21 protein-coding genes, 2 tRNA genes and 1 pseudogene are annotated in these 22,214 nt (G+C 38.8%); 8 read left to right on the forward strand and 16 right to left on the reverse strand.

Going from position 1 to position 22,214, the window contains the following annotated elements:
• Positions 1–610 (reverse strand): ABC transporter permease (locus tag AB7E63_RS09820; protein WP_428419370.1); only part of this gene is annotated, 610 nt, incomplete at its 3' end.
• Positions 573–1,370, reverse strand: a complete 798-nt coding sequence (locus AB7E63_RS09825) for an ABC transporter ATP-binding protein (protein ID WP_006342345.1) — start codon at positions 1,368–1,370, stop codon at positions 573–575. The genes AB7E63_RS09820 and AB7E63_RS09825, both read right to left, overlap by 38 nt.
• 154 nt (positions 1,371–1,524) lie before the next feature.
• Here AB7E63_RS09825 and AB7E63_RS09830 point away from each other — a divergent pair, with 154 nt between their 5' ends.
• On the forward strand, positions 1,525–2,508 hold the full coding sequence (locus AB7E63_RS09830; RefSeq protein ID WP_013924529.1) for a hypothetical protein: 984 nt from the start codon (positions 1,525–1,527) through the stop codon (positions 2,506–2,508).
• Between the two features lie 39 nt (positions 2,509–2,547).
• On the opposite strand, the gene AB7E63_RS09835 is transcribed toward AB7E63_RS09830, so the two are convergent.
• The 6 genes from AB7E63_RS09835 to AB7E63_RS09860 form a co-directional block, all read right to left on the reverse strand.
• Positions 2,548–3,750: an isopenicillin N synthase family dioxygenase gene (locus tag AB7E63_RS09835; protein WP_006342343.1), complete on the reverse strand. Its 1,203-nt coding sequence runs from the start codon at positions 3,748–3,750 to the stop codon at positions 2,548–2,550.
• Positions 3,751–3,833: 83 nt separating this feature from the next.
• Positions 3,834–4,043, reverse strand: coding sequence for a membrane protein insertion efficiency factor YidD (yidD, locus tag AB7E63_RS09840; protein ID WP_006342342.1), 210 nt, complete (start codon positions 4,041–4,043; stop codon positions 3,834–3,836).
• A complete protein-coding gene (locus AB7E63_RS09845; protein WP_013924532.1) occupies positions 4,040–4,831 on the reverse strand; it encodes an RMD1 family protein in 792 nt (263 codons plus the stop codon). Before AB7E63_RS09845 ends, yidD begins: the two co-directional genes overlap by 4 nt.
• Positions 4,832–4,913: 82 nt before the next feature.
• Positions 4,914–4,997: transfer RNA gene (locus tag AB7E63_RS09850), tRNA-Leu, on the reverse strand.
• A 58-nt stretch (positions 4,998–5,055) separates the two neighbouring features.
• The gene (recO, locus tag AB7E63_RS09855) at positions 5,056–5,733 is read right to left on the reverse strand and encodes a DNA repair protein RecO (protein WP_006342340.1); all 678 of its coding nucleotides are present in this window, start codon (positions 5,731–5,733) and stop codon (positions 5,056–5,058) included.
• Positions 5,730–6,533: an alpha/beta fold hydrolase gene (locus tag AB7E63_RS09860; protein ID WP_059358860.1), complete on the reverse strand. Its 804-nt coding sequence runs from the start codon at positions 6,531–6,533 to the stop codon at positions 5,730–5,732. The genes recO and AB7E63_RS09860 overlap by 4 nt, the downstream gene beginning before the upstream one ends.
• A gap of 158 nt (positions 6,534–6,691) precedes the next feature.
• Here AB7E63_RS09860 and AB7E63_RS09865 point away from each other — a divergent pair, with 158 nt between their 5' ends.
• From AB7E63_RS09865 to AB7E63_RS09885, 5 genes are all read left to right on the forward strand, one after another.
• Positions 6,692–6,967 carry a hypothetical protein gene (locus AB7E63_RS09865; protein WP_006342338.1) on the forward strand — a complete coding sequence of 92 codons (276 nt, stop codon included), beginning with the start codon at positions 6,692–6,694 and terminating at the stop codon, positions 6,965–6,967.
• Between the two features lie 37 nt (positions 6,968–7,004).
• Complete coding sequence (locus tag AB7E63_RS09870; RefSeq protein WP_006342337.1) at positions 7,005–7,292, forward strand: hypothetical protein; 288 nt, start codon at positions 7,005–7,007, stop codon at positions 7,290–7,292.
• A 103-nt stretch (positions 7,293–7,395) separates the two neighbouring features.
• The gene (locus AB7E63_RS09875) at positions 7,396–8,355 is read left to right on the forward strand and encodes an RluA family pseudouridine synthase (protein WP_006342336.1); all 960 of its coding nucleotides are present in this window, start codon (positions 7,396–7,398) and stop codon (positions 8,353–8,355) included.
• On the forward strand, positions 8,346–8,783 hold the full coding sequence (gene dtd, locus AB7E63_RS09880; RefSeq protein ID WP_006342335.1) for a D-aminoacyl-tRNA deacylase: 438 nt from the start codon (positions 8,346–8,348) through the stop codon (positions 8,781–8,783). The genes AB7E63_RS09875 and dtd overlap by 10 nt, the downstream gene beginning before the upstream one ends.
• Positions 8,784–9,117: 334 nt before the next feature.
• The gene (locus AB7E63_RS09885; protein ID WP_006342334.1) at positions 9,118–9,369 is read left to right on the forward strand and encodes a KH domain-containing protein; all 252 of its coding nucleotides are present in this window, start codon (positions 9,118–9,120) and stop codon (positions 9,367–9,369) included.
• 33 nt (positions 9,370–9,402) lie between these two features.
• Here AB7E63_RS09885 and AB7E63_RS09890 read toward each other — a convergent pair whose 3' ends face one another.
• Positions 9,403–12,015, reverse strand: coding sequence for a hypothetical protein (locus tag AB7E63_RS09890; RefSeq protein WP_006342333.1), 2,613 nt, complete (start codon positions 12,013–12,015; stop codon positions 9,403–9,405).
• A gap of 113 nt (positions 12,016–12,128) precedes the next feature.
• Between AB7E63_RS09890 and AB7E63_RS09895 the strand changes: the two genes are divergently transcribed.
• On the forward strand, positions 12,129–13,160 hold the full coding sequence (locus tag AB7E63_RS09895; protein ID WP_013924534.1) for an MBL fold metallo-hydrolase: 1,032 nt from the start codon (positions 12,129–12,131) through the stop codon (positions 13,158–13,160).
• 39 nt (positions 13,161–13,199) lie between these two features.
• Here the strand turns inward: AB7E63_RS09895 and AB7E63_RS09900 are convergent.
• Positions 13,200–13,272: transfer RNA gene (locus AB7E63_RS09900), tRNA-Arg, on the reverse strand.
• A 106-nt stretch (positions 13,273–13,378) separates the two neighbouring features.
• Here AB7E63_RS09900 and AB7E63_RS09905 point away from each other — a divergent pair.
• Positions 13,379–15,025, forward strand: coding sequence for an alpha-keto acid decarboxylase family protein (locus AB7E63_RS09905; RefSeq protein WP_006342331.1), 1,647 nt, complete (start codon positions 13,379–13,381; stop codon positions 15,023–15,025).
• A 6-nt stretch (positions 15,026–15,031) separates the two neighbouring features.
• On the opposite strand, the gene AB7E63_RS09910 is transcribed toward AB7E63_RS09905, so the two are convergent.
• The 6 genes and pseudogenes from AB7E63_RS09910 to AB7E63_RS09935 all read right to left on the reverse strand — a co-directional run.
• Positions 15,032–16,273 carry a hypothetical protein gene (locus tag AB7E63_RS09910; RefSeq protein ID WP_006342330.1) on the reverse strand — a complete coding sequence of 414 codons (1,242 nt, stop codon included), beginning with the start codon at positions 16,271–16,273 and terminating at the stop codon, positions 15,032–15,034.
• A 132-nt stretch (positions 16,274–16,405) separates the two neighbouring features.
• Positions 16,406–17,110, reverse strand: a complete 705-nt coding sequence (locus AB7E63_RS09915; protein WP_006342329.1) for a glycosyltransferase — start codon at positions 17,108–17,110, stop codon at positions 16,406–16,408.
• A 109-nt stretch (positions 17,111–17,219) separates the two neighbouring features.
• Entirely contained in the window at positions 17,220–19,184 is a 1,965-nt protein-coding gene (locus AB7E63_RS09920) for a site-2 protease family protein (protein WP_006342328.1), read from the reverse strand.
• A gap of 166 nt (positions 19,185–19,350) precedes the next feature.
• A complete protein-coding gene (locus AB7E63_RS09925; protein WP_006342327.1) occupies positions 19,351–20,487 on the reverse strand; it encodes a 1-deoxy-D-xylulose-5-phosphate reductoisomerase in 1,137 nt (378 codons plus the stop codon).
• Between the two features lie 76 nt (positions 20,488–20,563).
• On the reverse strand, positions 20,564–21,712 hold the full coding sequence (locus AB7E63_RS09930; protein WP_039376391.1) for a hypothetical protein: 1,149 nt from the start codon (positions 21,710–21,712) through the stop codon (positions 20,564–20,566).
• Positions 21,713–22,106: 394 nt separating this feature from the next.
• Positions 22,107–22,214, reverse strand: a pseudogene (locus AB7E63_RS09935) (IS5/IS1182 family transposase); the annotation flags it as partial.

Here is a 22,214-nt window from a genome sequence, read left to right on the forward strand (position 1 = left end):
ATAGAGCATTACTTGCAAAAAAAAGGGGCATGGTCATTACTTGTCCAATTCCCATAAAACGCTCTCTTTTTTTCACGATCGCGGCAATAATCAGCGAGAATGTTGAAAAAATGGCTCCTCCTAACATGACTGTGGCTAAGACTCCCAGAATGGGCAAGAATTCCCACCGTATATGGACTCCTAAAAACATGGAGATTAGATAAATGATGAATATCTGTGAAAGGCCTCTTAAACCAGCTGCAATTGCACGTCCAATGACTAAAATAGATCTTGGGGTTGGTGAGACTAAAATTTTATGCAAAATACCCATATCGCGTTCCCAAATTAAGGCAATTCCGTAAAAAATGGCGATAAATAGAATACTTTGGGCTAGGATTCCTGGAGCGATGAAATCTAGGTAAGAAAGTGTTCCTGTAGGAATTGCTCTGGCTTTTGCCATGGCCTGTCCGAAAATTAAAAGCCAAATAGCGGGTTGGATCATCCGTGTTAAAAGTTCATAAGGATCATGGTGGAGTTTGCGTATATCAGCTTCTACAATTGCCAGAACTTGTTCAATTCGTTGACCGATGATTTTAAAGATGGGATATGGTGTTTCGAATTTGTTTGACATGGCCATAATCTCCTGTTTCTTTGATGGAACTTCCTGTATGTAAGATAAAAACATCATCCAAAGTAGCTTTTGGACCAAGAGTTGCTTTCAAATGAAGGGGGGCATCCATCGCGACAATATGCCCCATGTGCATAAAAGCCACAATATCGCATAGGTTATCGGCTTCATCCATGTCATGGGTTGTCATCAAAATGGTCGTTCCAAATGTTTGCCGCCATTCCTGAATGTGTTTCCATAAGGTTTTGCGGGCAGCTGGATCTAATCCAACCGTTGGTTCATCAAGAAATAAAACCTGGGGTTCGTGAACAAGCGCTTGGGCAATTTCCAAACGTCTAATCATCCCGCCTGAATATTGATTGACCAATTGATTAGCAAAATCTGAAAGCCCCATAAATTCTAATAATTCAGCAATACGTTTTTCTCTTTGCTTTTTAGAGAGGCCATATAATTTGGCGGAGAGAACTAAATTTTCGTATCCCGTCAATTCTCCATCGGCAGAAAGAAGTTGAGGCACATATCCGATTAGTTGGCGGATTTGTGCTGGTTGAGTGTTGAGATCGTAACCTCCGATAAAAGCTGTTCCAGAGGTTACTGGTAAAAGAGTGGTGAGCATTTTTATGGTTGTGCTTTTTCCTGCACCATTAGGACCTAGCAACCCAAAAGTACTTCCGGGCTCAATTGCAAATGAGATTTTATCAACTGCAAGCCGCGTATTATAAATATGGCTCAATTCAATCACTTCAACTGCCGGTTCGGACATAGGATTTTCCTGGATAAATTAAAATATACATAGCATGTCCCTATCCTCTATGCAAGAATAGAGAGAAGTTCTTCATTAAAATATAATTAAAAATAGAAGTTGCTGCAAAAAGATTTTGTGGTAGTATTGCTGAAAAAAATATTTGAGGGTTTAGATGCGTATACTTTTCAGAATCTTTTTATTTGTCAGCTGCATTTCCATGCATACTTCATATGCCATTTCACCAGACAAAGCCGTCGATGTTCAAAGTAATTTGAGAATTCTGAAATTGCTGCCCCATCTTTTTTATCCTTTAGCAGTAGAACCAAAAATTCCGGATGACTTTATAGCGATGAGCCCGAAAGGCAAATTGAATGGCTATGATTGGACATACTGGGGCCCTAAAGAAGTTTTAGAGGAATATTTTAAAGATCCGGCTTCATTAAAGGTCCCGATTTTAAGAGTTAAGCTCAGTGAAAACACAGTACAGACCGGTCCTGAGACGTTCAGTGAAAATGCGGAGATTAATAACTTAAAAAAGAAATATCCTCAAAGATTCAAAGATTTTAAACATCGTTGGGGGATGTATCCTGTCTGGGCTTTTCAGACTGATGCTTATGACAAAATGATTTGTATGGCATGGATCGGTTTAAATGCTCATGAGGGGGAAGGTGGATGGACCCTATTGGTGAATCTTGTTTATCCCGAAGGGCCTGGACATCCTGATCAAAATGATCTTAAGCTTTGGGATACCTTTATTACCCAAACGAAGCAGCTTTCCGAGCCAGAATATTTTATTGCCTATGGTCAAAACTTGCAACCGGGTTACACCATTATGGATGATGTGGGAGTAAAATTGACTGTCACAGCTGAAAAGCGCGAAAGAGATGGAAAAGTCCAAGTCGTCGTCATTCCGTCAAGCTCAGATGTCAAATTCCAATATGCCAAAATGGAAGAGGTATTGCTGGGCTCCAAGTGGAACCATGCGGCACCTTTATTAAAAGTTTATGGAAGTGTTTCGCAAGATAATCCTGAATTTGGAAAAGTTGTTTTAGACCAGGTGATCTCTGTCTTGCTAGAAACTGTTCCTGAATTTTCTGTGGATAAAGATAGAACAACGGACAGAAAGGACTTATTGATCTATCAAAGCCAGAGCTAAAAAAATGTGCACTTCTTTTTGGAGAAGTGCACAAAATCTTTACGAATTAAAAAGATCAGAAAATTCTTCTGCAACATGTAGAGGAGGTCTCTGTAGAAGACCTTTTTGATGAAGTTCAGCAACTTGTTCTCTTGTGGGATTGGGAATTGTGCCCATTTCGATAAGGCGTGAAATGAGATTTTCCTGCACTGTTACATCAGGATATTGTAGCAGATAGGTTGTTCGTTCTTCTTCCGACATATTCTCGGTGACTTTTTCTACACATTTTTTTAATGGTGCTAGTGATTTTTCTGGTGCCCAGGAAGCAAAGAAAATGCTCGAGTGCCGTGCTTGGTAGGTATATTTTCCCCCGGGATTTTGAACTCTGTGTAGTGTTGCTTTAATCAGTCCTGCAGTCAAACGTTCAAGCTGTAAACCTGTGTTAAGTATAAGTGAACCTTCTGGGGCAGTTACAGATAACCATCGTTCATCCTTCGTGAATAATTGCAATCCAGGAACTTTTGTTGGCGGAAGTAAAGTCAAGGCATTTAAATCTTCGTGCGCATTTGCCCAAACACTATCTGGATGATCTTCGGATTTAGGAGCTGGATAATAAGCCAAGCGAAGTAAATTATAGGCCGTATCGATAGTTTCAGAAACATTCTCGGTAGGTTCTTCTAAGTATTCGGCGACGTATCGCATCACTTTTATCGCGAGGTTTGTCAATTCTGTATGGTATCTTTCCATGACTTGACCAAATTCTGGAGGCGTTTGAGGCCATTTCTTAAAATGAGGAGGAACAAAAAATGTTTCTTTGCGGTCCGCGTGAGTCGCTCCGGCAGCCGTTTCTCGACCTTGTTCAGAAAATCCTTTGGAGTTGTCTGAATTCCAATCTTTCATTTTCTCTTCGAGAGGGAGGGCAAAATATGTTTTCATGCTTTTAGTGACATCTTTGATGATTGCGCTTAATGAAGGTGCCTTGATCGCAATAAATCCGATGTCTTTAAGCCCATCTCCAAATTGTTTAATTAATTCCTTGCGAATTTCGGTAGGTGCATTTTCAATATCATCTAAATCGAATAAAGGAATGTGGGCATCTTCTTCAATGGCTAGGCTTCCTGGCAAAATACTTGCTGCAGGATAAATGGATGGATTTTGATTAGCTTGCGAGATGGAATCTTGAACGGGGCTTGGTGGTGGAGTACTTGGAGGATTACGTTGAATAAAAGGAGGCGAATCAGAGCCGAATGTAGTTATTTGCATCTTTTTTCCTTGGTTAAAAAATCATGTGATCGATTTTTTATAGAAAAAAATTGGATTATTAACAAGATTGCAAATATGATTTTTTAAGGAATAGGGTCGTGACCGCCCAGACAGCGAGGGTTGCAGCGGCAAATGCGGGAAAGGGCAAGGGAAACGCCTTTAGAAAATCCGTATTTTTGAATCGCCTCCACCGCATACTGAGAGCAAGTTGGAGTAAACCGGCAGATAGGCCCTAGCATGGGTGAGACAAAAAGTTGGTAAAGCCGGATTAAAAATAAGGTGATCTTTTTCATATGAGTCTAAAGACGTCTCTTAATAAAGTAAGGACAACCTCAAGAATGATTAACCAAATAATGGTCCACTCAAGTCGGCTTGAATGTTGATGATTTAGCTCGCTTCCCAACATTTCAAACAATTCACGTACGACATCCAAGCGGTGATTTAGAACCTCTGTTCGGTCTTTGATGTCGAGTTCGTTGACAATCATCAAATAAAGTTTTTCGAATTCAGGGTATTCCCAAAAAAAGTCGGGGGAAGCTAGAGCGTGAATGTGTAAAGTAATTGAATTACGCTCAATAAAAAGTTCGCCCATCTTCTTCCGAATCTGACTACGTGAAAGCGGGATACGTCCTCGTTTCGCCAGTTCTTCCGGAAGGTACTTCGTTTGATTGTAAGTTTTTAAAAGGCTGCTTTCAAAAGCGCCTAACTTAACAGACTGCGAAAGGCCTTGAGATGCGGCGAGTTTCGTTAGTGCAGAGGTGTCAGGGAGCGTTAATTCATCTTCTACAAATTTAGCAACAGGGCCATAAGAAAATGTAAAGGCATCGCTCTCAATTTCATCGAGCGGTTGTTGTTCAAAAGCTTTTAGGTGCTCAATTAATTTAAATCCTTGCTCTAGAGACAAATTCCAGCAAACAACTGTACCATATGAAAAGTAAAAAATGTCGCTTAGGCCATTTTCAAGGGGCATTTCAACGTGCACGACATCTCTATACCAATTGCATGGAAAACGGGTTCGGAGGGTCTCGAACAAAGATTTAATATTATAAGAAGCAGCTGTGCAAAATGTGCAGCAGTCCATTGGAGAAACTCATGTTGAAAGCTTAAATTCAAGCTTACGATATCTGAGAATTAAAAACACTATTTATTGGGAATCTAAGAAATGCGAAAGGGGGGACTTGAACCCCCACGAGATTACTCTCACTACCACCTCAAGGTAGCGCGTATACCAATTCCGCCACTTCCGCAGAGCATTATTGAAGAGTCAAACTTTATCATATAGGTGAATATCTATGCAACAAAAAATCACGCGTGAAACGATAGATGAAATAAATCGTGTACTTTTTTGTGAAGGAGGAGGGGGGCAATGTGATGGCTGATGTCTGGTAAAATCCGGCAAAAAGCGAGAAAAAGGAGTGAATGGAGCTCTTCTGGACTTAAAGCAAAAGCATGGGAAGGACTGTGATCAAAACAATAGCTTTCTCCTCCGTAGGCATAGCAGGTATTTCCCAAAAGCGTTTGACAAGTTGTACATACCTCAGAGAGACCAAAAATTCCTTCATGGCGCAATGTTTTGAGAAGAAAACTTGTGGCTAAGTTTTGAGCATTTGGACTGGAGGGAATTTCGTGCAGATAGCGGATAAGAAGATCATAGAGGTAAGGACCGGATTTATGTGGATACTGAGAAAGGGTTAAAGCATTTAAAATATGAAAAGCAGCTTCAAAAGATTCAATTTTTTCACGAATTTTGAGGAAAGAAGAAAGAGGAGAAATTTCTTCGCAAGGATAAAGCTCTCCTTTTCCTGGTCTTAGGACAAACTCGGCATGAGTCAAGGGAGAGATTAAAAAATGAGAGATTTTTTTTTGTTTTTTGACAAACAAAGAAATCAATCCATTTTCTTTTGAGAAAACATTTAGAATATGATTCCCTTCCCCATAAGGAAGCATTTTTAAAATTAAGCCTTCAACCTTGAACTCATTCATGCGTGTACAAATTTAAGCAGTTCGTCACAAAATTTTTCTTTTTCTTCAAAAAATAATCCATGTCCACTTTTTTCAAAATGCACGAATTGTGAATTTTTAATTGCATGGTGCAGTTGTTCCCCAAAAGTAAAAGGACAAATTAAATCATTTTTTGCATGGAAAATAGCTGTCGGAATGGAAATATATTTTAAAATAGGGCGTAGATCAATATCTCGCATTTGGTTAAGACTCATTAACATCGCTTGCATGGATGCTTGTTGTCCTAATTGATGAAGCCACTTACTGAATTGCTGGGTTTGAGGATTTTTTTGGGAAAAAAACTGATTCAAAAAATGACGTAACAAAAGAGGGTGGTTGGTTTGGCAAGCTTGGTCAAAACGATCGAGAGAAGAGATTTCAAAACCATAAGGATAGTCAGATTTTTTGACATAGCAAGGAGCTGTAGGAGCGATTAAAACCAATTTCTTTATGCATTCAGTCGCATATCGATGGACATAGTGCAGCGCGACAGCCCCTCCCATGGAAAAACCGACTAAAGAGACGTTTTTAAGGTCTAAGTAGGCAAGAATTTTAGAGAGGTCGCGAGCAAAAAGATCGTAGGAATATAAAGCATCTGGCTTGTCAGATTTCCCATATCCACGTAAATCCACCCCAATGAAACGGCAGCCTGGGAGAAAAGGGATGAGATGGGTAAAAAGCTGATGGTCAAATGGCCACCCATGTAAAAAAACCACAGGTTTTCCAGAGCCTTGGTCTTCCACAAAGAGTCGTATTTTAGGGGCAACTTCAATATGTGGCATGTTTATTGTATCACTAATAGACAAAGAGATTTTGAGCGCGCAACACCTTGAAAATAATCATTTTTTGAGATATAATAATAACAAAGAAGATCATATAATAGCTCGATTTAGTTATTGATTTGATTTTTTAAGATTTTGTCTCCACAAAAGGGGGAATTATGTCCGAATCAGCTAATCCTCAAGCTGCGACTCCTGTAGCTTCTACTAGCTCATCTACCTCCACATCCTCAACGACTTCAACAACTGCCACAGGGACTACTGGAAATTATACTTCCACCACCAGCATTAATTCTTTGGCTGATCTTAAAAAGAAAGCGCCAAAAGTTTACAATGCGATGATGCAAGGGATCGCAATGAACATTTGTAATGAGATGAAAGCGCACCAAGATCGTCTGAAAAAAATGATGAGAGACGCACAGAGCGCTAGCGGATAATTCCTATCTTCGATACAAGAAAAGAGGAGGTAAGTCTATGCTAGCTGCCCATCTTTTCTTGGGTTTTCATGTTGATTTTCAGTTTTCTGAAAGTCTATCAGAGATTAATCCCGAAATTCTTCGCATTTTTATCCAAAAAGAAGGCGATTATTTAACTGAAGTTTACCATCGAAAGAAAAAATATCTGGGAAAATCGATCGAAGGTGTGACGGATTTAACGCAATTAGAGCTTTTAGAAGAACATATTTATAGTCTTCTTAAAAAAATAAATCCACATTATCCTTGCCGGGAATTTCCTCTTTATTTATTTCCAATCACTCGTTAGCTCTTATTTTGCAAAATCCTTTCATTCTATTCAAAAAATGAATGAAATATTCTTTCATTTAAGTTATTATTATTGGCATCAAAAATGTGAAGAATAGGCACTCATGAAGTTTGATGAAATTGAAGACGGCGCAAGTTTTATTATTCAAGAAATGGAAGCAGGCATCCGCTTAGATAAAGTCCTTGCAGACCGCTATAAAAGTAATGGGTCTAGAACCTATTTTCAAATGTTAATAGAAAAGGGGCTTGTCCTCTTAAATGGCGAACCAGTAAAAAAGCGCTTTAAGCCTAATGTGGGCGATGATGTCGAGTTATTTTTTGCAGCAGCGCCTGAAATAGATTTAATTCCAGAGCAGATTCCCTTAAATATTTTATATGAAGATGAGCATCTGCTCATTATCAATAAACCCGTTGGGATGGTTGTGCATCCCGCTCCAGGTAATTGGACAGGGACTTTTGTGAATGCTTTGCTTTACCATTGTGGCTATTCTTTGTCGGATGCTTCAGTAGATTCTATACGTCCTGGAATTGTTCATCGATTAGATAAAGAAACCTCAGGAGTACTTGTCGCAGCAAAAACTCTCTCCGTCCAACAAAAGTTAATGGAATTATTTGCTGCGCGGCAGGTTTATAAAGAATATTGGGCGATTTGTTTAGGAAATCCAGGAAATTGCGAGCTCAATTGGCCAATCGGTCGACACCCCATTCATCGAAAACAAATGACTGTGCGTGAAGATGGGAAAGAGGCACTAACGTTTTGTGAAACTTTAGAAGTTGGGAATGAAATTTGTCTGGCTAAATTGATTCTTTCTACAGGAAGAACTCACCAAATTCGCGTGCATTTAAAACATAAAGGGCATCCCATTTTGGGGGATTCAATTTATGGTAGTAAGCAAGTGAATATGCGCTATCGGGCCGAACGACAGATGCTTCATGCGCGAAAACTCGCGTTCATTCATCCGATTACTCAGCAGAAAATTGAGGTCGAAGCCCCTCTACCAGCGGATATGGAAGAATGTTTGAGAAAAAAAGCGATGCTGGAAAGGACTGAAAAATGCGGTTAGTCGTTCAGCGAGTTAGGCAGGCATCTGTCAGTGTTAGCCAAGCGACTATTGGACAAATTGGAGCGGGGTGCTTAGTTTTAATTGGAATTCATCGTCAAGATCGCCCAGAGCAAACAACACGCTTGAGTCGGAAGTTGGCTGATTTGCGTATTTTTGAAGATGCAGATGGCAAAATGAACCATTCTCTCTTGGAAACAAGAAAAGAGCTTCTACTTGTCAGTCAGTTTACATTGTATGGAAACTGTATGAATGGAAGACGTCCTGATTTTTTTGAAGCAGCTCCAGCTTCACATGCGTTACCTATTTATGAAAAATTTTCGAAAGAAATTAAAGAAATATTAGGCACAATTCAAGAAGGAAAGTTTGGAGCGCAAATGGAAGTTTCACTAATTAATGATGGTCCTGTAACTTTAATTCTTGAAGGATAGTAAATTCTAAGATTATATCCCTTTAATATAAAACTAGTTAGGAGGTTAAATTTTTGGCTTAAGAAGGCAATTGTTTTGCTAATTTTTTCTGTAGATTAATAACGAAATAATCAGTTAATCTTGTAATTAGGGAGTGGGGATTAGTTGATGTCTCTATTTGTAGGGAAGAATTGATTAGTCGTTTATCTTAATGTAAAAAGATAATAACAACCTGCTCGATAAGATATGAACACTTAAAAGATTGTGTGCATATACTGACAGACCAGCAAACTGATTGTCAGGATATACCGAAAAACTTTTATTAACCTATTCACACTTGAATGAGGATCGAATTATGAAAGAATTTGTGGCATACATTGTCAAAAACCTTGTGGATCACCCAGATAAGGTTAAAATTAATGAAATTGGAGGAACTCAAACTCTAATTATCGAACTTTCGGTTGAAAAATCCGATATCGGAAAAATTATCGGGAAAAAAGGAAAAACAATCAATGCGATTCGTACCTTATTAATGTCTGTCGCAAGTCGTAATGGGATTCGCGTTAACTTGGAAATCCTAGAAGAAAACGGCAAGCCGGCAGAATAAAATTGTCTTTTGGCAACAAAGCCGGGTGACTTGTTACGTGAGTAAACGAGGCAGGTAAGGTGAAATCATAGCCTTGCGGGAATTTATAGATCCCGCTCTAAACCTTAAAATTGCGAAAGTTTGTTCTTGATTTTCATGTGTGTGGACAAGAGGAACCTGGCTAAAGTGATTTGAGAAAATAAGCTGAAGTTGCGCTGCTTGTGACCCTTGAATTTCTAGGTTTAATTGATTGTCTACAATTACAGGAGTAGATTGAAATGCCGTTAAAAAGCGAATGAGATGATCATACGCTTCCTGGCGATCGGGGACCCAAAACCATATTTCATCTTGATGAGAAGGTGGGTCTACTTTTCCACAGAAAACTTCATCAGCACTTGGAATAGTGCTGATCATGTGTAAATGCAAATCGATTTGTGGAAATTGTTGGTTTACTTGTGTCGCAGTATCGATCCAGTATTTTTGTAAAATGCTTGCAACATTTGCAAATGATGGATAATTAGATCGAAAAATCTTTGTTTGTCCAACGCGACAACATCCATTCTGTTCTTTAGTATCCGCAAATAGATTTGTCATTTGGCCTTTCATGCAAAGATGGAGGCTTGCCTCTATTTCTTCTTCTTTTAGAGCGTAAATTTTCTTGTAAACTGAATGAGTATCAGTATTTTGCAGAATTCTTTTAGCTGCTTTTTGAGCAAAAGATTTATCGCGTGGAATATCTTCTAAATAGATGATTTCCACCTCTTTTTTTTCTACCAACGATTTCATTTTGTTAAGAAGAGAAGCTACACATTCCACATCTCTCGCGGATACCTTTGTTAAAAGGTCGGTATCATCAAAGATCGCGTGTAAAAAGCAAAAATATTCAATAAATTCCCGTTGTGGATGAATATAATAAGATCCTTTTGTTTGGGAAGCAATGCGTCTATCTAGCAAGCGTTTGAGTAAACGATTGTTAAGAGGAGAAGGAGCGTCTATATAAAGCGTGTGTATTTCCTCTTGGATTTCCGTTCCAGTGCGATTCCCAAGGCTATATTTATTGTTAATGTGGAAAGTTTGCTCGGCAACTAAGACATTACAAGATTGCGTATCACCGATCAACACCATGGGAGTTGAAGAGGTTTTTAGCGAGGATTTGTGATGGTCGACGACACTGATCACGTTCAAATAGGAAGCCATATGAACTTCTTCGAGATTGCAGAAATCTCTAAAAGTTACCGTTCCTAAAAATGTTTTTCGGATATCTTTTGCCCAGACCACACCCACAGGAAAAACGTTTCCAGTTTGATCAGGGATGACGACTGAAAGATAATCGTAATCCTGTATTTTAGCCCGAATATTTTCAACATCTGTTTGTAGAGAAATGGTGTGAGGTATTTTGTTAAAAACAAGATGCTTAATTTGCATCACAATATCTAGTCGGTTGCAATAATTATAAACGCGCTGAATTCCGTTTGGCATCTCTTGAAATAAAGTTTGCAGATACTTAAAAATCTTGGTGCGGTTTTCATCAATATGTCCTGAAGATCCAAATAAATCAGATTGTTCAAGAGCCAAAAAGCGATGATAAAAATCGTAAAAGTCCGTTAAATTTAAATCTTTTAAAGCATTTAATAATTCTTCAAAAGTTCCCTTTATCCCTTTTTTTACGCCAATTATATGAATCAGGAATTGATTAAGTTCAAGATTTTGTTTTTCATTTAATTCTTTGGCGGGTTCTGCTTCTTCAATGAGGTGTGTAAAAATTTTATTAACAAGCACGGGAATATCTTTTTGTTGAATATTTTCTTCAGCAAAAAGGGAAACAAGCAAGTAATAAAGTTTGTTTTCAAACCAGCGTAGGCAGGAAGTGAAAAAAATGAGAACCTGCTGGATTTCTTCAACGTCGTCAGCTCTCCAATCTCCCAAATAATTATTTTGATCAACCAACAAAACAGCGTTCCCTGAGCTACTGTGGCTAAATGAAGAAACTAAGGCATCTGGGGATTTTTGAATCATATTTTTGCGGGTTACCATATCCATTCCCGCTAAAGTCAGCCGATCAGAAGTGCGGCAGGTCACTGAAAATACTTCCTTGCCAAGAAGTCGTTGAAAAAGTTGGGTGACAGGAGAATCTGGAGGCCCTCCCGGTAGGCTCCAAATATGGAGAGCATCTCCCACACGAGCAGCGAAAGCATCGATCCAACCCCAAAAAGAAGCGATCATAGTATCTATATCTGGCGAATGGTGAGCAGAGACAAAATGGGTTCCTTCGTAAGTTTTGCCCATTCCAATTGGAAAGAAAACCTGGTATTCATCTCTTGGCAAATATTTTCCGACAATTTTTGCACGTATCTCTAAATTTTCTTCATAGGATATTTCTGAAAGCTGATTAAGCCAAAATTCAAATTGCATCAGCCTGTAAGGGTGTCTAAGGAAATTTAATTGATTGATCTGAGCGATAAAGTCAATGACTTCACTAAGCAAAAAAGATTCGTGAGGAGCTGCTTTGATTAATTCATATAGATTTTGAGAAATGCTTAAAAGCTGCTCATGATAGGGCTTTGACTGAAATTGAGCATTCCGAAATGTCTTCATGACTTCGGAAATAGTAGAAAATTGTCCGGAAGAGGGAATATGCTCTCCTAGAAGGGTGGGGCTGGAATCCATAATTTTTCTCTTTTACAACAAAATCTGCATTAAATCAGGAATGCCGGAATTACACAAGGGGCTAAAATGCAGAAAACGTTATGATTAAAATGTAAGTCGTAGGGTTTAATATTATGTTATTCATTTTTTGTAGTTTATGTATATTAGCGATTTTCTGTTTTTACTTCAAAAGAAGCTATTACCAGGGTCCAAAAAGTGATCATTTTACAGGGAAAATCTTCTATAATCCCTGGCAAGTTAGGCCGAATTCGTTTTTTTCTTTCTTGAAGTGGAAGTGGGATTCACGACCGAAAGAGTGGCCAGCCTACGTACATGTTTCTTCTTTTGAAACACCTCGCGTCCAAGTGACGACTGCAGATGTATTTATTACTTTTATTGGGCATTCAACGGTATTGATTCAAACAGAAGGAATGAACATTTTAACTGATCCCGTTTGGTCTGAAAAAATTGGGCCTTATGAGTGGCTAGGAATTAAAAGAGTTTGCGATCCGGGCATCCCATTTGCTTCTTTACCCAAAATTGATCTCGTTTTGGTTAGTCACAATCATTACGATCATTTAGATTTGAAAACATTAAAAAAACTTTGGGACAGAGATTGTCCCATGATTCTAACTCCTTTAGGAAATGATGCAGTTATCCATCAAAAGCATCCTGAAATTCAGGTAAAGACCTTGGATTGGGGGGAGTGTCGATCTTTTAATGATCAGATATCACTCTATCTCGAGCCCGTACAACACTGGTCCGCAAGAGGCATTTTTGATCGTGACAAAGCACTGTGGGGAGCTTTTGTTATTCAAACTCCTAACGGAAATATCTATTTTCCCGGTGATTCTGGCTATTGTAAGGAAATTTTTCGGAAAACCAAAGAAAAATTTGGGCCGTTTCGTCTCGCATTTTTGCCTATAGGGGCTTATGAACCAAGATGGTTCATGTGTTATGGCCACATGGATCCAGAGGAAAGTGTACAAGCTTTTAAGGATTTAGGAGAACCCTTAACCATCGGAATTCACTACGGGACTTTTCAGCTTTCAGATGAGGGATATTTGGATCCGGTCGCTGCCCTGCAGCATGCCAAAGAAAAATTTCATGTCCCGGAAACACAATTTCGCTTGTTGGCAATGGGTGAAATTTCAAAGGTTTGCTAAGGAATTTTTTGTTATGCTGATTGAGGATGATGAAAAGGACGGACTGAGTAGGATTCGAACCTACGACCACCCGCTTAGAAGGCGGGTGCTCTATCCGCTGAGCTATCAGTCCATAGAGAAGGTGTTATATTACCTAATCACTCTTCTTCTTTTCAACCAAAATTCACTCTATGCTAAGCTAAAATTTTTGCATGATAGAATTTAGAGAGAGGGTCAGAATGAAAAAAACTGTTGGGATCTATTTGTTAGAGCAATTATACCAAAAAGGTGTTCAACACATTTTTGGAATCCCAGGAGACTATATTCTCCGTTTTGACAAAGTCATCGAAAAATATCCCACCATTCAATTTATTAATGCCACGCGTGAAAATACGGCAGGTTATATGGCAGATGCCTACGCACGAATCAAAGGTTTAGGTGTGGCATGTATTACTTATGGAGTGGGCATTAATATTGTGAATGCTCTTTCTCAGGCTTATGTAGAAAACTCTCCACTGGTGGTGATCTCCGGAGCGGCTGGGTTGGCAGAATTGGAAAAAGAAATTCGCTTACATCACTTATTTAATAAAAGTCTCCATAAACATTTGGAGACAACACAACTAGATATTTTTAGAAATATTACCATTGCTCAAACTGTTTTGAACGAGCCTTGTCTTTTTGCAAGCGAAATAGACCGCGTCTTGACCGCCTGTTTAGTCCATAAAAAGCCTGTATACATCGAGATACCACGAGATCAGGTGGATGCTGAAATGGAAGGTGGGCGCTTGGCTTTTATGTTAGATTCGGCCAGTGATCCCTTTGCATTGCAAGAAGCCATTGAAGATGTGACGCAGATTTTACAAAAAAGTGAACGCCCGGTGATCTGGGTAGGGCACGAAGTTTTGCGTTATGGATTAGCTGATGCCGTTTTGGAATTTGCCCAAAAATTTTCCATCCCGATAGTCTCTACTTTGTTAGGAAAAGCTGCGATAGACGAATGGGATTCCCATTTCCTCGGTGTCTATTTAGGAGGGATGAGCCATTCAGAAGTTCAAAACTACGTCAATTCTGCAGATTGTCTTTTACGCTTAGGCGTTCTTTTAAATGATTTGGACACGGGCATTTTCACAGCTAAATTCCATCAAAAAAATCAGATTATTGTAATTAACCATGAAGTACAGGTAAATCATCACTATTATTCTGAAGTACTTCTCAAAGACTTTGTTGGCCTTTTGAAAAAGATCGAGCTGCAAAAAACATTCGATCAAAACTATCCTTCTAATGCCAAGCGGGCTCCTAAGGCATTTGTGGCAAATCATCAAAGATTGACAGTCGATCGCCTTTTTGATTGCCTTCAAACCCATTTAACCTCTGAGCATTTGGTCATTTCCGATATCGGAGATAGCTTATTTGGAAGTGCGGAGCTTATTTTGCATCAAAATGCTTATATGGCCTGCGCTCATTTTGCCTCTTTAAGTTTTGCTGTTCCTGCGGCAATAGGAGCTCAATTAGCTAATCCAAGGCAAAGACCGATTGTTTTAGTTGGAGATGGTGCTTTTCAAATGTCAGCCATGGAGTTATCTACTGCCGTTCGATATGGATTGGATCCGATTGTGATTGTATTAAATAATCATGGTTATGGGACCGAAAGGCCCATTATTGAGGGCTCTTATAATGATGTCCACGACTGGAATTATGTGGCGATTCCACAGGTTTTAGAAGGAGGAAAAGGAGTACGTGTTACAACTGAAGAGGAATTAAACCAAGCACTCCAAACCGCTGTATTTGCAAGAGGAACATTTTATCTGATCGAAGTGGATTTGGATAAAAACGACCATTCACAAGTCTTAAAACGGTTCGGAGAGCTAATGAACCAACATGCTTAAAGTCGCTTAAAAATCGTCATCTGACTCAATTTCTTCAAATTCAGAAGTGGTACTGTAAGATCCTTCTCGAAAACCATCCTTAAAGCCAGCTTGGTAAATTTTTAGTGGATTGATCTTGTGAAAAGATATTTGAAGTTTATCTTTTTTAACCTTTTCCACATATTTTTGGATTGTCATTTCCGCCGTGTAAGAGATACTTTTTTTAGGTTCTGGAACGACAAAAGCTGGAAGTTTCTCCTTAATCTTTCTATCTATTTTGCTGATTGGGGAGAGCGGGGTATAAAGGATAGCTAATTCGAGGCTTCGAAATTTTATCTCATCGATATGATTTGTTAAACAGCGATACCGGACTTTTACCGTCAAACTTTTTCGGGGAGCCTTTTGAGTGAAAGCATGAGAGAACTTTAAAAAGTGAGAAAGTGAAGTGTATTGTTTCTGAATATCATTTTCGTTATAGGGATTTTCTTCGGCATTACGCTTACTCGGGTTTTGAAAAGAGGGAAAAGACCACAGCTGAAAGAAAGGCCAGCTTGTACAAGCGATCGATGCATTTTCCTTCTCTTCCTTCCGTGACTTACTTTTTTCCTGTTCAATGAAAAATTCAGTGATATTTTCGTCTTCGGAACTTGAACTTGCATGTTCAGCCTCTTCTCGCAAACCATCCCGATAACCTGCTCGATAGATCTTCAGAGGATTGATTTTTGGACATAAGATTTGAAATTCTTCTTTCCCCATCATTTTAACATGTTCCTGGATGGTTAATCGGGAGTGTTTAGATTCTGGGATCACAAAGGGGGGGAGGACTTTTCTAACTTTGCGATAGATCTTCCTGAGTGTGGAAAAAGGCGTGTAATGAATGGCTATCTCAAGATTTCGAAACTTTATTTCATCGATATCATTTGTTAAAACGCGATAACGAACTTTGATTGTTAGCTTTCTTCTAAATGGATTTTTGAATGGAGTGAGAGAGCTTTTTATGGCACGAGCAAGCAGGGCGTATTGTTTTTGAATCTCTATTTCTTTATCGGGATTTTCTTTAATGTATGCGATACAAGCATTCTTAAAGTCTTCTTTTGCATATTTTGCTACTTTGTCGAAAGGATTATGAAAATATTGAAATAAAGACCATTTCATGGAAACTTTGTGTGGATTTTCCCATTTCCAAGATCCATTTTTTTTCCGTTTAACATAAAACTGATTGGGTGGGAGCCTTAAAAATTCTGTGACATTTGACAATGGGGTTGCCATGTTGCCTCCTTTGTATTTGATGGGTTAAGACACTAGCATGGAGGCAATGTTAGTGGATTATGGCATATTACACCAAAGACAAATAAAATATTTATGCAATAAAAAATTTTATCCACCAAAAATCTTAAAAGTTTAAGAATTTACGGACATTGTATCTTGAAGGATATTTGGATAGATATGACCTGCATCAATTTCTTTTTGAATGATTTCTTTGGAAATTTCTCCAGTCTCTATGGCTTCTTTCAGTTGCTTTAAGAATATCTTTGCAAAAGGGTGACCGGGAGTTTTCCAGGGTTGTCTGGGGACATTTGTATAGTGAATATTTTTTGTTGTGTTGTCGAAGGTATCTAAATGGTTCCAATACTCTGGCAAGAGGCCAAAATCTTTGTGTGTTAAACTTCCGGGTTCTCCCCATAGCGCCTCTTTGTAAGACGCGATTCCAGCATTAATTAAAGTTTCCCATTTAGAAAGATTCCAATGTTTCAGTTGCTCACAATCTAAAAGCATTGCGCTTGTATACCATGCATTGGGCGGACAAGGACGTGCCAGGGCGCCTTTTCCTTGCATGGGCAGGTTGTATAATTCTGAAATATCCCCAACCATCACCATATCGGCATCGAGATAAATCGCTCTGCCCTGATATCCGCATGCTTCGGGAATGGCAAAGCGGTAAAATGAGAAGCCCGTGTACATTTTGCGATTAAGTTTTAGGGGGATGTCAATTAATAGATGAAATTCAACCGGAGCGGTCGTGTGGTGAAGAATACTGCGTTTTAATACTTCTGTAGGTAAAAATTGGGCATCTTCTGTCCCTATAAAGACTCGAATAGGATCCACTTTTGCACTCCTTCTCTTTTTTTTGGAGTCTAGCAGAAATGCATATGGAAAGCGAATTTTTTAAAAAAAGAAAGGAGAGAGAAGGGCTCTCTCCTTGTGAAGAACTTCACTAGAAAACGAAAATTCCGCCTAGAAGTCTACTTAAGTCATTGTAAGTTAGAAATAAGAAGAATCCAATCAATAAAATTGCAAAAGGCACAACCAGTTTTTCAATTGTTTTGGGGCTTAAGCGGCGACCAGATACCATTTCAAAAAAAGAAAGAGCAATGGTTCCTCCATCTAAGATTGGAATAGGTAAAAGGTTCAGGATACCGAGATTTAAGCTAATCGCTCCCAACCAGAATAACGCTTCTTTAATGCCAATCATCCAGTTATAGTGCACAACTTGAACAATGCCAATTGGTCCACTGATCCATTTAGGGTTGAGCGATCCCGTAAATAAGGCAGTTAATGTTCTCCAAATCTCATCAAAGACGTTATAAAACAGCTCAGTTGGAGTCGGGTTATAAATAACTTTGCGGTCTTGAACACCAGGCAATCCAATTAAGAGTTGTTTTTCCTGTTTTTCGAATAATCCTAAAGCGTGCGCACGCTTTTCTGGATCTTCGATCATCTCTAACTCTTTTTTCTTCGCTAAGATCTCACTAGCAACTTTAGCTTGTTTTTCAGGCGTAGTTGCAAATTCCAAGCGTGTTTTAGGAGTAATGGGGTTGAGGAGTACCAAAGATCCGCTTTGCTTAAGTGGGTTCTGTGTCCCAATATGGCTGACAATTACTTGCAGATCTTTCCAAGGAATTTGTTGGTCAAATTCTTTATCGGCATTTGCCCAGCTTGTTGTTTCAGTCGGATGTGGAAGTCGTTGGACGATCAAATTCACCTGATCCGTTTGTAATAACTTCAAGAGTTGATAAGCATGTGTAATAGGAGTTCCATTTACAGCAATAATTTTATCGCCTTTTTGCAAAGGGAGATCCCTTTCTGAGAAGGAATGGGCAGGAAATGCTTCTTGTTGAGCATCTCTGTCAATGAAGCGTACAGAGTTTTCAACGATTCCATTATAAGTTAAATTATAAGGAATTGTATATAAGTCTTCCATTTTAGAGGATTGCAAGCCAGCTGCGAATTTCCAATCATTCAGCTCTTCTCGGAAATCGGCATCGGGACGTAACTCATGTACGAGCACACGAGGTACGCGCAGCTGGATCACTTTCCCGGCTCTTTCAACAGAAAGAAGGGGACGTTGACTATTCAAAATATAGTAAAGTTCTTGCAAGGAGAAAACGAGTTCACCATTTGCCCAAAGAATACGATCTCCGTATTGGATGCCACTATTTTGGATGGGGGAGCCTTCAGGTAAAGGATTTTCGTTTCCATCAGGAAGTTTATCGTAAACGATATAGTTGGCTGAATTTAAAATTCCTGCAGTAACGATATCTTTTTGCAGCGATTGTGGATGGGGATAAACTTTAACGATGCTTTCAAAAGGGGTTTTTTCTCCTGTCGCATAGTTAACTTTATTTCCAGAAACAATAATTTGTGAAGACCCTGTCATAGGTGCTTGTAAGTGATCTTTGGCACCTTCAAAAGGGTAGTGATTATAAGCTGTGATTTCGTCACCTGGACGTATCCCTTGTTCATAAAGAGTGGAGTGAGGATCTAGCCAGCCGATTTTACCTGTGAAATCTCCAAAATTTTTATCTCTACCGCCCGAGAACCAAATCGTAGAAAATATCAGAAAAGCTAGAGCCAAATTCGCGAACGGTCCCATGAAGGCAACTTTGATTCGATCCCATGGACTTTTACCAAAAAAGCCATCTGGAATGTCATGAGGATCTTGTCCATCTTCGCTTTCTGTCCCTGCAATTTTGACATAACCGCCTAGCAATAACCAGCCAATCTGCCATCTGACACCCTCTTTTTCCCATGAGAAAATCGGTTTGCCAAATCCAATGGAAAAAACTTCCACGCGCATACCTACACGACGTGCCATAAAATAATGGCCAAGTTCGTGGATGAAAATTAAAAAGCTTAAACCAAGGAGTGCTAACAATGTATACATCAAGCTAAAAATCATGGGAGTATTTACCTTATGGTTATTCTGGTTTAAGGCCTAAATGGCCTCAAGATAAAGCAGAATTGATTTTAGGTTTTGTAATATTTTAACAAAATCATTATGCCATAACGGCAGGTAAACTGCTAATCTAAAAGTCTAAAAAAAGATCATTTGCCAAGCAAGACATTTAAGCATAACTCGCATGCTGTCTAGCTTCAGCGTCAATATGTAAAACATCATCCAGAGAGCGAAGTGTTTGTGTCGTGTGACCAAGCATTAAATGTTCAAGTTTTTGAGAAATCTCCATCCACCCAATTTGTCGCTTTAAAAAACGATGGACTAAGACTTCATTCGCTGCATTCATGTAGCAAGCTAAACTTCCCCCGTGACGTAGAGCTTCGAATGCCAATTTAAGGCAACGAAAGGAGTCATAGTTGGGAGCAGTAAATTCTAAAAGGCGCAGTTTTTTTAAATCAATAGGATGCAAAGGACTGTCGATTCTGTTCGGATAAGTCAAGGCATATTGAATCGGTACGATCATGCTTGGTTCTCCCATTTGTGCCATGATTGCTCCATCCTTGAATTCAACCATACTGTGAACAATTTGCTGTGGGTGAACTAAAACTTCGATTTTTTCTGGTTGAACACCGAAAAGCCAATAGGCTTCGATGACTTCCAATCCTTTATTCATTAAAGTCGAAGAGTCGATTGTAATTTTTGCGCCCATCGAAAAGTTGGGGTGTTTTAATGCTTCTTCAACCTTGATTTGCTTTAAACGATCTAAATCCCAATCCCGAAAAGGTCCGCCTGAAGCCGTTAAAATTAATCGATTAATCGTTGACGGATTTTCCCCATTTAGACATTGAAAAAGAGCGCTATGTTCGCTGTCAACAGGCAGTAGTTGACATCCTTTTTCTTTAGCTAATGCCATTACCAGAGCGCCACCAGAAACGAGAGCTTCTTTATTTGCCAATGCGACATCTTTGCCCGCTTGAATTGCAGAAATCGTCGGGGTGAGCCCTAATGTGCCAGAAATTGCAGAAACGACTTGCTGTGTTTCGTGGTGGGAAGCCACTGCATTTAACCCTTCTAAGCCTCCTAAAACAGAAATATGGGGAAGCCTTTTTTGCAATTCACTTGCTTTAGCTTTGTCATAAACAGCAATTAACTCAGGGGAAAATTCATTGGCTTGTTGCTCGAGAAGATCGATATTGGAGTGAGCGGCGAGAGCCGTTATTCGAAACGCATCTTTTAAATGTCTCACCACTTGCAACGTTGTGGTTCCGATTGAGCCTGTTGATCCAAGAATTGCTATCTTTTTCATAGTAAGGGCTTTGGTTAAAACAAAATAGAATATAGCAGAACAGGGTAATTGTCAAATGAAGGATTGACTCTTTCGTCTAGAAAAAAAGGAGATAATGAGCATCAAATTTCCCCTCATTTTTTTTAAATAGGGCATATAAAATATCAGCTTCACAGAGCTCATCTAAAGCCGTGTTTAGATTGCCTTCTTCTTCGATCGGGATTCCAGCCAAAAAAGGAAACCAGGAAAGTGTACGTTCATCTAACAAGGAAATTTTTTGATAGATTGAAGAAGCATGCTTTTTGCGAAGCGCATGATTAAAATTTTCAATAATAATTCTCTTGAGCGAGCCTTTCAAAAATTGATGCTCATCAATTTCTTGAGCAAAATCAATCTTGTTCTTTTGATGAAGTTTACTTACTTTCAAACGAATTTTAGAGAGCAATTGGTTTTCTAATTTCAATAGATTGATTTGATCTCTAGGAAGATAAAAATCATATGTTTTTGCGATTTGACAAATACTTGCCATAAAATCTAAGTGTGCCAGCTTAAGTAGATCCAAAAGCGCAAAGATATAGCTTTGAGGGTCATTAGGAGGAGCTTGCCTAAAATCTAGAAAAACAAATCCCTCCTCAGTAAGCCCAAGATGGTGCCAGTCAACATGTAAATAGGGAAAATGACATAAAAATTCAGTCATTTGATTAAAAATCGTGTGCCATTTCTCTTTTAAGGTGGGAGAATGAGAAAAATTGGCGTAAATATTCTCGATTTTTTGTTGGGAAGAAATTGGATCAAATGTCAGCTCCATAGGCTTTTCCGCAATCATCAAAAAAGAATCTTCTAGAGGGTCTAGCAGAGCAAGGCTAACTACTTGTATGTGTGGAATGATACAATGAGTTAACTTATATTCCTTAATGATGTAAGCAAAGGCATTGTAAGAATTCAGAATGGTGGGAAGCCAGTTGCGATGAGGAAGAGCAAAAAGATAATAAGGAAATTCGACATGTTCAAAAGAGGAGATCTCTTCTTGTTTTAAATGTCTAAATGTCTTGTCGGGAAGATTCAAAGCAATAGTTACGCGATTCTCCAGAATAATTTTTTGTAATCTGGTCAACTGTTCTCCTTGAAAAACAGAGTACTGAGGAGAGGAACCTAAATGCATCGTTGTGAAGGGATGGGGTGATTTCTCCGGGCGAAAAATTAAAGGGGAAAGGGGTTCTGGGGAAAAGCCATATTGAATTAGCATAACACAAGCCCTCTTAGATGAATTATTCTATCATCATATACCACTGGAAAAACAGATTAAAGTAAAATTGAGCCCCATCTTGTGAAGGTATTTTGCATCTAAAAATTAAAATCTAATTTTAGTGTATTGAAAAGAACTAAAAGCGGGAAGCCGTTATATTAAATGTCCTTCTCGAAGAGGATTAGCTAAATAATAAAAAAAAATATGGATTGATTGAATACCACCTTACAGTGGTATTCAACTAGATTATTAGTCAACGACCGTAACTGAAATACGGTGATTAGGACTATTAGGAGAATTAGAAGAATTAGAATTGTTAACAAAGGAATTAGGGTTGCTAGGGATAGATCCATAAGACTTTGAAAAAATAGAACCCTTAGAGACTTTCTCTGAATTAAATAATACAGGCTATTCTTCTAACTACCAACCGAGTCATAGCAAGATAAAACATTGATAAACTGCTTGTTGCAATTAACTCATAATCCTTACTTAATCGACGACA

The sequence above is a fragment of the Parachlamydia sp. genome (assembly GCF_050255895.1).
GTDB lineage: Bacteria > Chlamydiota > Chlamydiia > Chlamydiales > Parachlamydiaceae > Parachlamydia > Parachlamydia acanthamoebae.